The sequence below is a fragment of the Mycobacterium sp. IS-3022 genome (assembly GCF_001500065.1).
Taxonomy (GTDB): Bacteria; Actinomycetota; Actinomycetes; order Mycobacteriales; family Mycobacteriaceae; genus Mycobacterium.
This window is the reverse complement of the sequence record NZ_LQIN01000034.1, coordinates 52,917-67,043: the sequence shown is the minus strand read 5'-3', so window position 1 is coordinate 67,043 and position 14,127 is coordinate 52,917. Positions and strand designations below refer to the sequence as shown.

The window sequence follows — 14,127 nt, the reverse complement described above, 5'->3', positions numbered from 1 at the left end:
CTCGATTGAAGCGCTCTTCTGTGTGTGGTGCCGCCACCGTCGTCGGACACCGCAGCACCATCCGCTTACACGCGCGCGGATTGGCCGTCGGGCCGCTGAACTTCGTTGTGCGGGAAAGTAAATTACGAAAGCTGCCGCGTCCCTCGCCGACGCATCTCGGTAGTCGTAGGTCGGCTGTGCCAGGCGGCTCGGCCGGTCCGCGCGCACCTCCGGGAGTCGGCGGACCTACGCCATGCAGTACTGACGAGCCACGGTCAACTGATGCCGTGCCCTGCCGAGGTCGCTCGTGAGTTGGCCGGGGGCCGTCAATCGATATGGGTCGCTGCCGTCGATATCCGAAGCCACCGCGCCGGACCACAGCCGGAGGTCGACCGCGGCCGCACTACTCAACCCAAACAGCGGAGCCAGCGCGCTGCGAATCTGGCCTGCCACCGACGGCGGAGTTCCGGACGCCGAAACCAGGTTGAACGTCTTGTCCAGCCGATCAGCTGACCGCAGGAGGATGTCGCATTCCCCATCGCTGGCGGTGGCCACTGCCGCAGTCCCCAAGCCCACTGCGACTGCAGCGATTGACAGTGCCACCCTGAGCATTGGTCGACGCATTGATCCACCCTCGCATCGCGTTCGTCGCCTCACCACCATTACCTCCGAGCCGAAACCCCGGGCCAACCTACGCGGCCAGTTCGAGCACACCCCGCGGGTTCCACGGCATAGGACCGGTGGGGAAGCTGAATCGCAGCATGCGGTGCGCACCGCTGGCTTCGAAATGTGCGGTGAACGGCGGGAGGAATCCCGCTATCACCTTGTCGAGCAATCCGTTGATATGAGCGAAACCAGGTCGAATGCGGACCTGCCAGGCATCGAACGATCCTGCTGCAACGTCGACGGTCGTGCACTTCTCGACCTTGACCTCGAGCGGCCAATGGAGCGAAAAGGCAAGCCACAGGTCGTGTTTCGACTTGTGGCCGCGGCGGAAGTCGATGCCGCGCATCAATGTCAGGCCGCCGATCAGGGGCATCACCCCTTGCGGAAAGGGGTCGATTCGGCCACCGAACTGGACATGCCGGGTTCCGATGAAGTAGCCCTCTTCCCGCGAGACAAGCCGCCCTTCGTAACGTGCTTCTGATCGGTAGCTTTCCGCGATCAAGGCGCCGTCCTGACGGCGGATGCGCTGCTCGACCCTCATCCTGAACAAGTCGTCCGAACCCCCTTCGAACGACGACAGGTAGGCGTCACCATCATGCTCTACAAGAATGGACACTTGGCGGACTGTCGAGTCGCCATCGACCCGCAGCGAGTAGATCGACTTCTCTCCATCCGCGATTGCGGGGTCGCGGAACGGGCTCGTCATCTCGGTGATCCTGATTCAGGCCGAGAGATCAGTAGCGGCATTGGAATCCGCCGGCGCCGCCATGAGCACCAGTCGACTCGGCTGACCCGGATCGAGCACTATCTCTTGCGCGCGGCGCATCTTCCACGCGACCCGCGGCGTGAGGTAGAACCGCGGCCAGCTCGTGCGCGCAACCGCGACACGTAGGCGGTGGCCGGCTCGCAGAACCGCTTCGGTCGGGTTGATGTCGATGTCCAACTCGTGCGGTATCCCGGGCTGCACCGGAAGCACCGCTTCGGCAGTGAGCGGATGACGTGCGGCAAGCAGTTCGCCACCGACGCGCAGACTGGAATCCTCGTCGATCGCACGACGGCTCGAGCGCAACGCACCGCGCGCGATCACCGACGACACACCGTCCGGCGCCACGTCGCAGACGGTGGCGAGCCAGAACGCGTCGATGCCGAGGGTACGGACCCGAAGATGCAGGTTGATCGGACCTGAGATCAGCATGTCTTCGGGGAGTGGGTCACTGGTGAAGGTCACTGCGCCCTTTTCGTGGCCACGGTCGTCGACCGCCCACTTGCTGCCGAGCACGGCGGTCAACCCCATCAGTCCCCAACTCGTGGTTTGGGACGCGATGCCCGGCCGCCTGCGCGGAAGGCGCACCTCGGTCGTCGCCTTGTCGGGGCTGGCGCTCAGCGAGCCATCGTAGGCCGAATGGTCGGCGCTCCCAGTATTTTTTGCCGACAGATACCAGGAGTGCACGGTGGCGCGTGGTGCTGGGAACTCGGCGCGAGAGACCCAGCCCGCCCCCTGCTGACGGATGGTGATCGGTCCGTAGGCATCAATACCGTTGTCGAACCCCTTCACCCAACGTTCGAAGAATGCGCACTGGAGCTCATCGAGCCGTTGCGGGTAGTCGGCAGCGCCGAAACCCGTCCCCGGCGCGATGTGATAGGTGTCCTCGACGACGAGTTGGCCCGCCCCGGGCGCCAGCTGCATGCGTTCGAACAACGTGGTCGCCGAATGGACGAATACGTCGTGCCAGCCCGCCTGAAGCCACGTCGCCGCGGTGATGTCTTCGATTCGTGGACAGCGCATCACGCTGTCTTCGTGGTACCAGTGCTCGACATGATCATCGGACAGGATCGACCGAGTGACGTCACCGAATCTGGTTCCAGGACTGGCCATCCGGTCGCGCACATAGCTTCGGAGCGCGCCGGTACGCACGAGCGCCGGCACCGATGGCAGCCACTTCACTGCATTCACCGCGGCAAGCCAGCCGATGGTGAACATCGACTGCACACCGCCGGTGAGCATCAGATCTTTCGTGAGATCGGCAGATCCCATCATCGCGAAGACGGCCTTGAGTCCTTCGGGCCGACGACCCGCGGCGTGCAAAGCGGTGATTGCCAGATACGAAATGCCCGTCATGGCGAGGTCGCCGTCGCACCACGGTTGTGCTCGAACCCAGGAAAGCACTTCCTGAGCGTCCTGTTGTTCGCGTTCGGAGAAGGCCTCCAACCGCCCTGTCGAGGTCCCGGTGCCCCGCACATCCACTGCGACGTGAACAAAGCCGCGGGAGATGAGCGTGCGGTTGGCGCTGACTGCTTCCAACGCTCCGCCGCCGAGCGTCCGCAGCACTTCCCGGCCGCCGGCCCGGCCGTGTCGTGAACTAGGGACCAGACGGTAGACGGCGGGCCCGAAGTGCCCGAGCAGACCGATGAGCGGTGCGGACCGCGTCAACAGCGTCTTGTTGTAGGGGGTCAAAGAGACGACCACCGGCAGCGGCTCGTCGACGGCCACACCACGCCGATAGGCAGGACGCGTGATGTCAGCAGAAAGAATCACGCCGTCCGACATCCGGATTCCCACCCCGCGGTCGACGCGCACCTTTGGGTACCGTTGCGGACCGAGAGAGAATCGAGCGTTCGGCGGTAGACCAACCAAACCCGGTCGCAGTGGCTCGCCGAATGAAACCTGTTGCGAAATGGTCACTGCCGCTCCTTTCGAGTCGAGTTGATCACCGTCGTGCCGCCCGCTGCGGCACCGCTACGGTGGATGCCATCCCCCCGGCCACGGACCGAGACGCCGTGTACCGGTAGTGATCGAGCGGGAAGTGCCGATTGCTCCAGTACATGTTGAACTGTGTCGTCGCACGTAGAGCCGGAGCATGGCCCTGATAGTTGATGTAGTACGTCTTGGATTCCGCGCACCCCAGATCGAAAAGATACGTGTTGTTGTTGCGGGCGAACATCTTCTGGAAGTACTCGTCGTGTGGTTCTCTGCGGATCTCGGCGCGGGTCGCGCCGCGGCGACGGGCTTCGGCGATCACGCGCGCGGCGTGGGTGGACGTGGCTTCGATGAGCGGGATGACCGAGCCGGGCGCGTATCCGTAGGGGCCGAAGATGTGGAACACGTTGGGATACCCCGGAACGGAGACACCTTCGTAGGATTGGAAGAGGTTCTCGTCCCAGAACTTGCCCAACTCCTCACCCCCTGACCCGTAGATCGGGTACGGCGGAGTAGCGCCCTTGTCCATGACCTTGAACCCCGTTGCGGCAACGACCATGTCGAACTCCCGTCGTTCACCGTCGGCAGTGACGATGCCGTTCTCTGTAAAGCTCTCGATGGGAGTCGTCACCAACTCGACATGCGGCAGGGTGAACGTCTTGAAGTACGAGTTCGACACCGAGGGCCGCTTGCACCCCAGTCGATAGCTCGGTATCAGCTTGCGGCGCAGCTCGCGATCACGTACCTGCGTGAACAGGTAGCCCTTGATGAGTTTCTCACCCAGCCCCAGCACGGCCGATGTCACGCGCGGGTAGTCCGAAAGCGCAAATGCGAGTCCTAGGAAGGCGTTGACGGCCACATTGCCGATCAACCGAACCCCGCTCTGCACGGGCCGGACGTCAAGCACCCGGTTCCAACCGGTTCCCATCGGGAAGTCCGGCTTTGGGGCGACCCAGATCGCCGTGCGCTGGTAGACCGTGAGTTGCTCGACGTGCTTGGCGAGTTCCGGAATCGCCTGCAGGGCAGTCGCACCTGTGCCGATCACGGCAACTCGTTTACCGCTGAAGTCGTAGGTGTGATCCCACCGCGCGGTGTGCATCATCTTGCCTGCGTAGTTCTCGATGCCATCGATTGGCGGCAGCTTAGGCTGCTCCAGGACTCCTACCGCGCTCACCAGGTATCGCGCCGTGATCACGTCCCCTGCGTCAGTCGTGACCCGCCACATGTCGGCGGAGTCGTCGAATCTGGCGTCCGTCGCGCCGCAGCCCAACCGCAGTTTGTCTCGGAGACCTTGCTTGTCGACGACTTCCTCGGCGTAGCGCTGGATTTCGGCTCCCGGTGCGAAGAACCGCGACCATCGCGACCGCTGCTGAAAGGAGAAGTTGTAGATCGGCGATGGAACGTCCACCGCAACGCCGGGATAGGTGTTGGCGTTCCAGGTGCCGCCGACGGTGTCCCACTTGTCGATGAGTACGAAGTTCTCGACGCCGACGCGGCGAAGCGCCACCCCGGTTGCGATGCCGCCGAAGCCGGCTCCGACGACGAGCACCTCGTACTGGGGTTCAGCATGCACTGCGGCGTCGGACATGACGTTTCCCTACCTAGCCGAACGGATCGTTGTCAATGGTGCCGGAGCAACGGCGGTCGGTGAGACGACTTCGCAAACAAACTGCACGACGTCCGCAAGGGCCTCGCGCGCTTCGGGGATGATGTCGGCCGCCGCATGGAAGACGTGGATGGCCTTTTCCCAGATCTGCAGTGTGTAGGGTACGCCGGCTTCGGAACACCTGAGCGCGAGAAGTTCAGCGTCGGGGAGCAGTACCTCCTCGGAACCCATCTGGATGAGTACCGGTGGTAGACCGGTGAAGTCGTGGTTCACCGGCGACCACGCCGGGTCGAGCTCTCCGCCGTTGGCCAGACCGCTCACCGCGGACATGGCGAGGATCTTGGCGGAGAGCATGGCGTCGCGCCGGTTGTTCGGATGTTGAAGGTGGGGTTCTGGATCCAAGTTGGCCCACGGTGAGATCGCCGCGATGCCACCGGGCATCGGAAGACCTTCGTCGCGGACCGCCAAGGCGATCGCGAAGGCGATGCCGCCACCGGCCGAGTCGCCGGCCAGGACGATCTTGTCGGCAGCGAGCCCCTGAGCGAGGAGATGCGCGTACGCCTGCAAGCCGTCTGCGTACGCTTCGATGATCCCGGCCTTGGGCAACTGTCGGTAGTCGACGTTGAACACCGGCACACCGCTGTCACGGGCGATGCGACCCACCAGCCGGCGGTGGCTGTGTAATCCGCCGCCAACGAACGCCCCGCCGTGGAAGTAGAGAATCGCACCCGCGGCGGGATCGTCCGGCGACGGGTGGTCTCGATGCCATACCCATTCGGCTCGAAAGTCAGGAAACGACACCCGTCGCATGCGCGTTCCCCGCGATGGACGCAACGGAATCGTCGCAAGTTCTGCGGCATTGGAGATCCGAAACGCCGGTTTCCCGCGTAGCGGTCCGTGCACAGCCAAAGTTGCAAGTCCATCGAGCGCCGGTCGCAACGTCGCACGGGAAAGCGCGTGGAGCGCGCGCAGTCGCAAGCCGGGCTTGCTGCCGAACTCGACGCGGACGGCGCCGCTGCCGACGTCGACTCGTCGTGTCGTCGATGCGGTCATGCCGAAGTCCCATGATTCCCACGATCCGTCGAGCTGACGGTCAAACGGTCACTGGTGCATTCACTCACGACGGAATACTCACCTCTTCCGGCAGCTGCGGTACAGCACGTTTGCCAGCAGACGACGCGACGGTCCGGTACTCGTAATCGTCACGATCGAATCGGGTGGCCTTGCGATATGTCTTGAGCAACGGCCATGGCCGGATGTACGGCGACTCGCCCTGCGAGTTGACGAAGTACGTGTTCGAGCCTGCGCATCTGTTGCCCAAATAGAAGCTCAGGTTCCGCCCGCTTCTGAGCATGTCTTCATGGAAACGGTCTTGTGCCTCGGGGCGCACTTCCGCGACTGTCGCGCCCCTCCGCCGTGTCTCGGCGATCACGGTCGAGATGTGCCGCATGGCGTTCTCCACGAAGTAGTGGAATGCGGTGCCCGTCCAGGAGTACGGCCCGACCATGATGAACCGATTGGGCACGCCCGATACCGAGGTGCTGTAGTACGCCTTCATGCCGTCGGTGTTGTATGAGTGCCCCAGGTCGAATGCGTTGCGCCCGATCACGGTTCCGGGACGATAACTCTCCGGGTCGGAGAACACTTCGTAGCCTGTCGCGAGCACCAACGCGTCGATCTTGCGCTCCGTGCCGTCGGCGGTGCGGATGCCGTCCGGGGTGATCTCCTCGATCGGCGTGGTGATCAGGTCGACGTTGTCGCGGTTGAGGTTCGTCAGGTAGCTGCCGGCCAGACCGCCGCGCACGCATACGACCCCGAAATTCGGCGTCAGCTTCTTGCGCGTCTCAGGGTCCTTCACGTTGATCCGTAGCCAACCGCGGTAGAGCTTGTGACCGAGGTAGTCGACGCCAACCGCAGCCCTTCGCCATACCGGAGCGGGTGTATAAACGGCAATGCGGAGCAACCCGTCGATGATCGCCTGGGCCAACAGGTTCACGACGAACGATCCGCCGGGCATCGCGAGAAACCGCTGCATCCACGGCCGAAGCACAAAGTCCGGCTTCGGCATGTAGAGCTGCGTGGTGCGCTGGTAGAGGTCGAGCTGCGCGGCCTTCGGTGCCAGCTGCGGAGCGATCTGCATCGTGGTCGCGCCGACACCGATGATAGCCACCCGTTTGCCGGCGAAATCGTAGTCGTGGTTCCAGTCGGCGGGATATATCCGTTGCCCTTCGAAGGAATCCAGACCGGCGATGTCGGGCCTCGTCTTCGGGTTGATGTAGGCACCGACCGCACTGATGACGAAGCGCGCGGTGATCGTCTCGCCTGTGTCGACATGCAAACGCCACAAGTGGCAGTCGTCGTCCCACATTTCCTTGACGACATTGGTGTTGAATCGCATCTTGGCGGGCAGGCCGTGCTCCGTGGCCAGATCCTCCAGGTACTCCAGTATCTGGTCTCTCTTGGCGAAGAAGCGGTCCCAGTCGGGCTTGCGTGCAAACGAGAACTGGTATGTGGTCGACGGTATGTCACATCCCGCATCTGGATAGTGGTGTGTGTACCACGTTCCGCCCATGCCGCCTACCCGGTCGACGATCAGGAAGTTCTGAACACCGATTTCCTGAAGCTTGATTCCCGCACAGATGCCGCCGAGGCCGGCCCCGATGACGACGGTCTCATATTGCGGCTGCTCGAAAATTTCGGTGACAGCGGCTGATTCGGTTGTTGCCTGCGACATGCCTTGATTTCTCCTGGAGATTCGGCGGATTAGGCGGCAGCGATGGAGGAGCGGGCAGCCAGCCGCTTGCGCATTCCGGGTCCGAACCCGATGCGGTATGCAGTGCGCCAGACCGGCTTGACGTACTTGACGAACCGAAAGGGAGCGCGCGGGTTGATCGCAACCGTCCAGACGACATGGGTGCCACCGTCAGCCGTCTCGTGAAAAGTCACATCCTCGGCGTACTGACGAACCAGGGCGAACTGCATCCAGTTCCCGCTCACCACACCGAAAGTGATTCTCTTGAGCGGCTCGTAGCGCCAGAACTGCTCGCGCTCTACCCACAGCACTCGAAACGGGTCATACACGCTGCCCATCTCGCGAACGATCCCGACGCCACGTTCCGGTGACGGGTAGCGGACCCCTGTCCCCGGGAAAGGCAGCCATTCCCAGGCTGCATCGCCATCAAGGACGTCCCATACGTCCTTGGGCGGCGCGTCGAACGTGAACTCAGTGGAGAACACCAGTGGCGCGGTGTCGAACGTCGAATCATCGACGGGCACGGCGGTCCACTGACGATGAAGGATGCCGGTTGGAGCCATGGACACTTTTCTGCTTTCACTCGACGACTGCGGCAGATATCGACCTTATTCGGATATTGACCCTATGTCAATGCTGGTTGAACCGTCTGAGCTGTGTGTTTATGGTGCAATATTGCTTCACTATCCACATAGTCCTATTATCTAGAAGGCCTGCCCGCGTTCGATGACGACGGAAGTTGACCGCTGATGTCTCTCACGACAAGTCCCACCGCAACCTCCCGCGCCGTCGGGCTTCTCGATCCTGATCGATGTGGCCGGGTCGAGATCACTGGCGACGGCTACTGCGACGTGCTCGGAGAGGCCGCTCCCCCGGCAGACAGACTCATCCAGCGACTGATGCGGACGAATGTCTATTCGGCGGGCTACCAACTCCTTCGTCCGGTCGGCCTGAAAGTCGCCGGCGGATTGAAGTCGCCCGGCCGGGACAAGGACCGCACCCGGGTCGCCGACTGGCTGCGTCTTCGTCCGGGCTGCACTGTCCTCGACATCGGCTGTGGGCCGGGGAACTTCACGGGTTGGTTCGGCGCTCAGGTGTTCCCGGACGGCCTCGCCGTCGGAGTGGACGCCTCACACCAGATGTTGCGCCGCGCAGTGGCCGACAACGCCGGTCCCGGCGTCGCGTACCTGCGTGGCGATGCCGAGAACCTGCCGTTTGCCGACGGTGTCGCGGACGCGACGACGTGCTTGGCGGCCCTATACCTCATCAATGAGCCGTTCCAGGCGATCAGGGAATTGGCCCGGGTCCTCAAGCCGGGCGGGCGCATGGTGATCCTCACGAGCCTCGCGCCCGGCGGTGTCAGCACCTCGCGACGAGGCAAGGTGATGCAAAGGGCCAGCGGCGTGCGGATGTTCGGTCGCGACGAGGTCACCGGGTTCTTGCGCGGAGCGGGTCTGATCGACATTCACCAGCACGTCGAAGGGCTGGCGCAGTTCGTGGTCGCCACGAAGGCGGAGCAAGTATGAATCCCGAACGCAATCCGCTGCTGGCGGAGCTGAAGGAGCCTCACGACGTGCTGTCCAAGCTGTCGCCCGAGGAGTCAGTGTTGCTGCTGGGCATGCTGCGAAGTGCGAAGGCGAAACTTCAGAAGAGCTCGGATCGCTCCCTCGACGATGTTCTCAACGGTCTTCCTCGACTCATCCGCCCCGCAGCCCGCAAGATTCTGTTCGGGAAGTGAGACATCGTGGCCGACTTGGTGACTCGAGCACAAATCGCGCTTCTTGCAGATCTACTGGAGGCTGACCCCGCGGCGTTGGCCAGCCTGGAGCACCTCGGAGCCGACGGCGTCCGCGCCTTGAGGTGTGCGATGTCCGATGCGCTTTTCGACTCGCTGGCTTCAGTTTTCGCACGGGTGAGCAAGCTGGCGCCACTTGTTCCAAATGCCGTCGTCATTGCCGTCGCTCACAAGGCCGTACCTCCGGAAGTCGCCGGCCGCGCCGGTGGGGCCCTCGGTTTGGCACACGAAGACCGGGCTGTCGGTGTGCTGTCCGGGATGAAGCCGGCATACCTGGCCGACGCCGCCCCCTACGTCGACCCGCGGATCATCCCCCACTTCGCGCCCAAGTTACCGTCGCGGCTCCTGATTCCCGCCGCGAAGGAGTTGCTCCGTCGTCGCGAGTACCTCACGGCATCGCGGTTCGTCGAGTATGCCACCGAACAGCACATCGTCGACTTCGAGAAGGCCATCGACGATGACGAGGGGTTGGTCCGGACGGGCGCGCTGGTATGGGACACGGATGTGCTCAATGCCATTGTGCGCGTGGCTGGTCCCACCCGACTCGTCCGGATGACGAAGGCAGCGAGAGCCGGTTCGACGCAGTTCGCCCTGACGATGCTCTCGGTGCTGGCCCGCATCCAGCCCGAACTCGCTTCTCCCGCCGTCGAAGAATTCCTTGGCAATCCCGACATCGAGGCCGTGTCACGATTGGTCAGCATCGCCGAGGGGGAAGGCGCACTGGCCGAACTGCTCGACCTGGCCGCCGTCCTCACCGATGACGGGCTGCGCAACCTCGCGTCCGCGCCGATCCTTGAAGACGAATCCTTCGCAGGGCGTTTCAGCGATGCGGCGGACACAGCCGATCGTCGAAAGACGTGGAAGCGAATCGAACACGCCCTCGAAGCTGTGCGGGAACCGGTGAAGGTCGTCGATTGACACCACGGTCATCGGCCCCCCAAGATCGTCACAGGCGGCAAAGAGGCCGTCCGACGACTCCGACGGAAGCGGGTGCCGTGACTGGTGCCGTCCCCAAGGCCCGAATATCCCGAGGCGGAAAGCTCGGGCGACTCGCCGCCGAACAGGCGGTGCGAAGCGCGGGCACGCGGCTGTCGATGATCGGCCGCTCCCAACGAGCCAAGAGCATTCTCGCCGAGCGGGCGACAATTGAGTCGGCGGATCAATTGGTCACCGTGCTCGGTGGCATGAAGGGCGCAGCGATGAAGCTGGGCCAGATGCTGTCAGTCCTCGATCTCGATCTGGTCCCTGAATCGCATCGCGAGCGGTTTCGCGAGAAGCTCGCCGCGCTCCGTGATCACGCGCCGATCGTCCCGTTCGCATCGATGCGGAAAGTCATCGAGACGGATATCGGCCCGCTGAGGCGGATATTCGCCGATTTCAACGACGAGGCCATCGCCGCCGCGTCCGTCGGACAGGTCTATCGTGCCAAGCTGCGCGATGGCCGCGACGTCGCGGTCAAAGTGCAGTACCCCGGCATTGACACGGCCATCAAGGCCGATATGCGAAACCTCGCGCTGTTCGCCAAAATCGGCAAGACAGTGTGGCCGACGTTGGGCGCCAACGGCTTCCTCGAAGAGATCTCGCGAAATCTGGTGAACGAGCTGGATTACCTCCAAGAGGCCCGCACCCAGCACTACGTCGCCCAGAAGTATCGCGGCCATCCGCTCATCCATATCCCCGACAGTGTTCTCGAATTCAGCAGAGAACGCGTCCTGATCACCGAGTACGTCGACGGGACATCGTTCGAGGATCTGCGAAAACTTCCCGCCGAGGAACGCAACGACGTGGGCGAGCTGCTTTACCGCTTCTACATCGGTTCGCTGTTCCAGCACAACGAGTTCTGCGGCGATCCACACCCGGGAAACGTCATGCAGACGGCCGACGGAAAGGTCGTGTTCATCGACTTCGGGCTCTTCAATCGGATGGACCCCACCAACGTCGACTTCGAGCGCGTACTCCTGCGCGCCGCGGTGGAAGGACGAGCCAACGACATCTATCACCTGCTGATCGGCCGGGGCATCGTCGACGCCGATGCGGACATCACCCCACAGGAGTGCCTCGACTATCTGTGGGCGGCCGGTGAGTGGCACCTCGTCGACGACGAGATCACGGTGACGCCCGAGTTGGCCACCGGAGCGCTGGTAGTCGCGATCGACCCACGGGGGTCCGACCACTTCACCGGCATCAAGCGACAGTTGCTGCCGCCGGAGCACATCTTCTCGCGACGAGCCGACTTCTTCACCTTCGGCGCCCTCGGTCAGCTCGTCGCGACCAACAACTGGCATCGCATCGCGCGCGAGTGGATCTACGACGACCCGCCGGCGACCGACATCGGGCGGGCGATCGCCGACTGGGAGAACCGCCCCGGCAAGGAGTAAGCCTGTCGCGCGCTCTATTGACGTCACCGACAGCAAACATGAATGTCCGCGGATCTTTCCGACAATTTCGGTAGCGTTGCTATTTGGATAGTTGTATTATTCAGAATCTCATGGACTGCCGACCGCCGATTTCCCACCCGCACCGGAGTGCAGACTCGCACCACGGACGGCGCAGCGCCGCCAACCCGCCAGGCCGGCATCTGTCCAGGAAAACGAGCGCTTTTCCTAGCGGGAGGCGCGCCCAGGACCGGTGGATTGGAGCGGATCCGCCGGCTGAATTCCTGAGAGTGCTCCGGAATCCCTTGACCGAGCCGATTGTGACCGAGCACACTGATCGCCGGATTCTAGATAGCGAGGCTATCCGGAAAAGCCAGGGGCACGTAGACATCTTCGACACTCTGCGAGCAAGCGTGGCAGCTGTCATCGTCGTCGACGGGGACCGGTTGACGGGGCATGTGAACGAGGGGGTGAGCACGTGACGCAGATCGACGTCGCGCCACCGCCTTCCGCCGAGTCAACCGACGTCGATGCGAGTGGCGAGGACGGCGGCCCTAAGGTCGGCCGCCAACTGTCGACGGCTTTGGCCACGCCAGTGCGTTACGGGACGAGCCAGATCGACAAGTCGCTCAAGACTCTGGGGCGCTTTCTCGAACTCGGCGCGCAGGCCTTCTATTACCTCATCACCGACCTGATCCGATTGCGCCACCCGTGGCGCGAGACCATCGGTCAGGCCTGGTTCATTGTCAGCGTCACGGCGATACCCGCACTCCTGGTGTCGATCCCGTTCGGCGTCATCGTCGCCGTTCAGGTCGGGAGCATCATCCAGCAAGTCGGTGCGACCGCCATCTCGGGCGCCGCCGGAGGTCTGGGCGTGATCCGCCAGGGCGCGCCGATCGTCGCGGCACTGCTGCTGGGCGGTGCTGCGGGCTCGGCGGTGACCACCGACCTCGGCGCGCGCACCATCCGCGACGAGGTCGACGCGTTGCGGGTGATGGGTATCGACCCGGTTCGCCGGCTGATCACGCCGCGGTTGGCCGCAATACTGCTCGTGGCGCCGTTCCTGTGTGTCTTCATCATCTTCATGGGTCTTGGCGCCGGCTACTTCATCAACGTCGCGTTCCAATCAGGAACGCCCGGAAGCTATCTGGCATCATTCGCCGCATTCGCCAACGTGGCCGATGTCGTGGTCGCGCTGATCAAGACCTGGATCTTCGGCGCGGTGACGATCCTCGTCGCGTGTCAGCGGGGGCTCGAGACCAGAGGCGGAGCTCGCGGAGTGGCCGATGCGGTCAACGCCGCCGTGGTCGTCGGCGTCGTCGCCGTCTTCGTGATGAACCTGGTCATCACGCAGCTGGTGACCATGATCCTGCCGACGAGGGTGGGCTGATGGCCACCCCGTCGAAATTCCTTCCCTTCGGGGCGGCGGCCCGCCTACCCCTGCGAATCGGGGGCGGGACGATGTCGCTGGCCGAACGACTCGGCCATCAGGCCACGTTCCTCGGCCTCGTCCTTGGCGCCGTGCCGAGGACGCTGAAGAACTATCGTCGCCAAACCGGCGCACTGCTTGTCGACATGACGTGGGGCAACGGCTCGATCATCGTCGGCGGCGGCACGATCGGTGTGCTGGTGTTCATGGGTGTCGCGATCGGGGCTTCGGTCGGCATCGAAGGGTTCGCCGCGCTCGACATGGTCGGCATGGGCCCGTTGACGGGCTTCGTCTCCGCCTACGCCAACACCCGCGAAATGGCACCGATGATCGCCGCGATCGGATTCGCCGCGCAGGCGGGGTGCCGGATGACCGCCGAGATCGGCTCGATGCGGATCTCTGAGGAGATCGATGCGTTGGAAGCCCAAGGCATCCGGTCGATTCCGTTTGTGGTGACAACCCGCGTCATTGCGGGCTTCATCACCATCGTTCCGCTTTACGTGGTCACGCTCTTGCTCAGCTACCTGTCCTGCGCACTGGTGGTCAACGTCCTGCACGGCCAGTCGTCGGGCACCTATTACCACTACTTCAACTCATTCATTCAACCGTCGGACGTCTTGTTCTCGGTCCTCAAGGCCATCATCTTCGTCACCGTCATCATCGCCATTCACGGGTATCAGGGCTACTACGCCACCGGTGGGCCGGAAGGCGTCGGCGCCTCGTCGGGCCGTGCCATCCGCGCCAGCCTCATCTCCATCGTCATTCTCGACATGATCCTCACCCTCATCTTCTGGGGGCGCGACCCTGGCGTTCGGATCTCGGGGTAG

General features: G+C 63.5%; 13 protein-coding genes. 6 read left to right on the top strand and 7 right to left on the bottom strand.

Annotated features, from left to right (window positions below; translation table 11 throughout):
* Nucleotides 1-225 precede the first annotated feature (225 nt).
* From AU188_RS17395 to AU188_RS17365, 7 genes are all read right to left on the bottom strand, one after another.
* Entirely contained in the window at nt 226-534 is a 309-nt protein-coding gene (locus tag AU188_RS17395; RefSeq protein WP_156426734.1) for a hypothetical protein, read from the bottom strand.
* A 136-nt stretch (nt 535-670) separates the two neighbouring features.
* On the bottom strand, nt 671-1,351 hold the full coding sequence (locus AU188_RS17390; RefSeq protein ID WP_059164928.1) for a DUF3108 domain-containing protein: 681 nt from the start codon (nt 1,349-1,351) through the stop codon (nt 671-673).
* A gap of 15 nt (nt 1,352-1,366) precedes the next feature.
* Nucleotides 1,367-3,223 (bottom strand): CocE/NonD family hydrolase, encoded by a 1,857-nt coding sequence (locus AU188_RS17385; protein ID WP_059165016.1) that lies wholly within the window; start codon nt 3,221-3,223, stop codon nt 1,367-1,369.
* Between the two features lie 130 nt (nt 3,224-3,353).
* Nucleotides 3,354-4,931: a flavin-containing monooxygenase gene (locus AU188_RS17380; protein ID WP_059164926.1), complete on the bottom strand. Its 1,578-nt coding sequence runs from the start codon at nt 4,929-4,931 to the stop codon at nt 3,354-3,356.
* Nucleotides 4,932-4,940: 9 nt separating this feature from the next.
* Nucleotides 4,941-6,002: an alpha/beta hydrolase gene (locus tag AU188_RS17375; protein ID WP_082686679.1), complete on the bottom strand. Its 1,062-nt coding sequence runs from the start codon at nt 6,000-6,002 to the stop codon at nt 4,941-4,943.
* Nucleotides 6,003-6,066: 64 nt separating this feature from the next.
* On the bottom strand, nt 6,067-7,683 hold the full coding sequence (locus AU188_RS17370; RefSeq protein WP_059164925.1) for a flavin-containing monooxygenase: 1,617 nt from the start codon (nt 7,681-7,683) through the stop codon (nt 6,067-6,069).
* Between the two features lie 29 nt (nt 7,684-7,712).
* On the bottom strand, nt 7,713-8,264 hold the full coding sequence (locus AU188_RS17365) for an SRPBCC family protein (RefSeq protein WP_156426733.1): 552 nt from the start codon (nt 8,262-8,264) through the stop codon (nt 7,713-7,715).
* Between the two features lie 186 nt (nt 8,265-8,450).
* Here AU188_RS17365 and AU188_RS17360 point away from each other — a divergent pair, with 186 nt between their 5' ends.
* The 6 genes from AU188_RS17360 to AU188_RS17330 all read left to right on the top strand — a co-directional run bounded on the left by AU188_RS17360 (nt 8,451) and on the right by AU188_RS17330 (nt 14,127).
* Nucleotides 8,451-9,227, top strand: coding sequence for a class I SAM-dependent methyltransferase (locus AU188_RS17360; protein WP_059164923.1), 777 nt, complete (start codon nt 8,451-8,453; stop codon nt 9,225-9,227).
* A complete protein-coding gene (locus AU188_RS17355) occupies nt 9,224-9,439 on the top strand; it encodes a hypothetical protein (protein ID WP_059164922.1) in 216 nt (71 codons plus the stop codon). Before AU188_RS17360 ends, AU188_RS17355 begins: the two co-directional genes overlap by 4 nt.
* 6 nt (nt 9,440-9,445) lie before the next feature.
* Nucleotides 9,446-10,414: a hypothetical protein gene (locus AU188_RS17350; protein WP_156426732.1), complete on the top strand. Its 969-nt coding sequence runs from the start codon at nt 9,446-9,448 to the stop codon at nt 10,412-10,414.
* Nucleotides 10,415-10,491: 77 nt separating this feature from the next.
* A complete protein-coding gene (locus tag AU188_RS17345; protein ID WP_059164920.1) occupies nt 10,492-11,874 on the top strand; it encodes an ABC1 kinase family protein in 1,383 nt (460 codons plus the stop codon).
* A gap of 568 nt (nt 11,875-12,442) precedes the next feature.
* The gene (locus AU188_RS17335) at nt 12,443-13,261 is read left to right on the top strand and encodes an MlaE family ABC transporter permease (RefSeq protein WP_286137550.1); all 819 of its coding nucleotides are present in this window, start codon (nt 12,443-12,445) and stop codon (nt 13,259-13,261) included.
* On the top strand, nt 13,261-14,127 hold the full coding sequence (locus tag AU188_RS17330) for an MlaE family ABC transporter permease (RefSeq protein WP_059099159.1): 867 nt from the start codon (nt 13,261-13,263) through the stop codon (nt 14,125-14,127). The genes AU188_RS17335 and AU188_RS17330 overlap by 1 nt, the downstream gene beginning before the upstream one ends.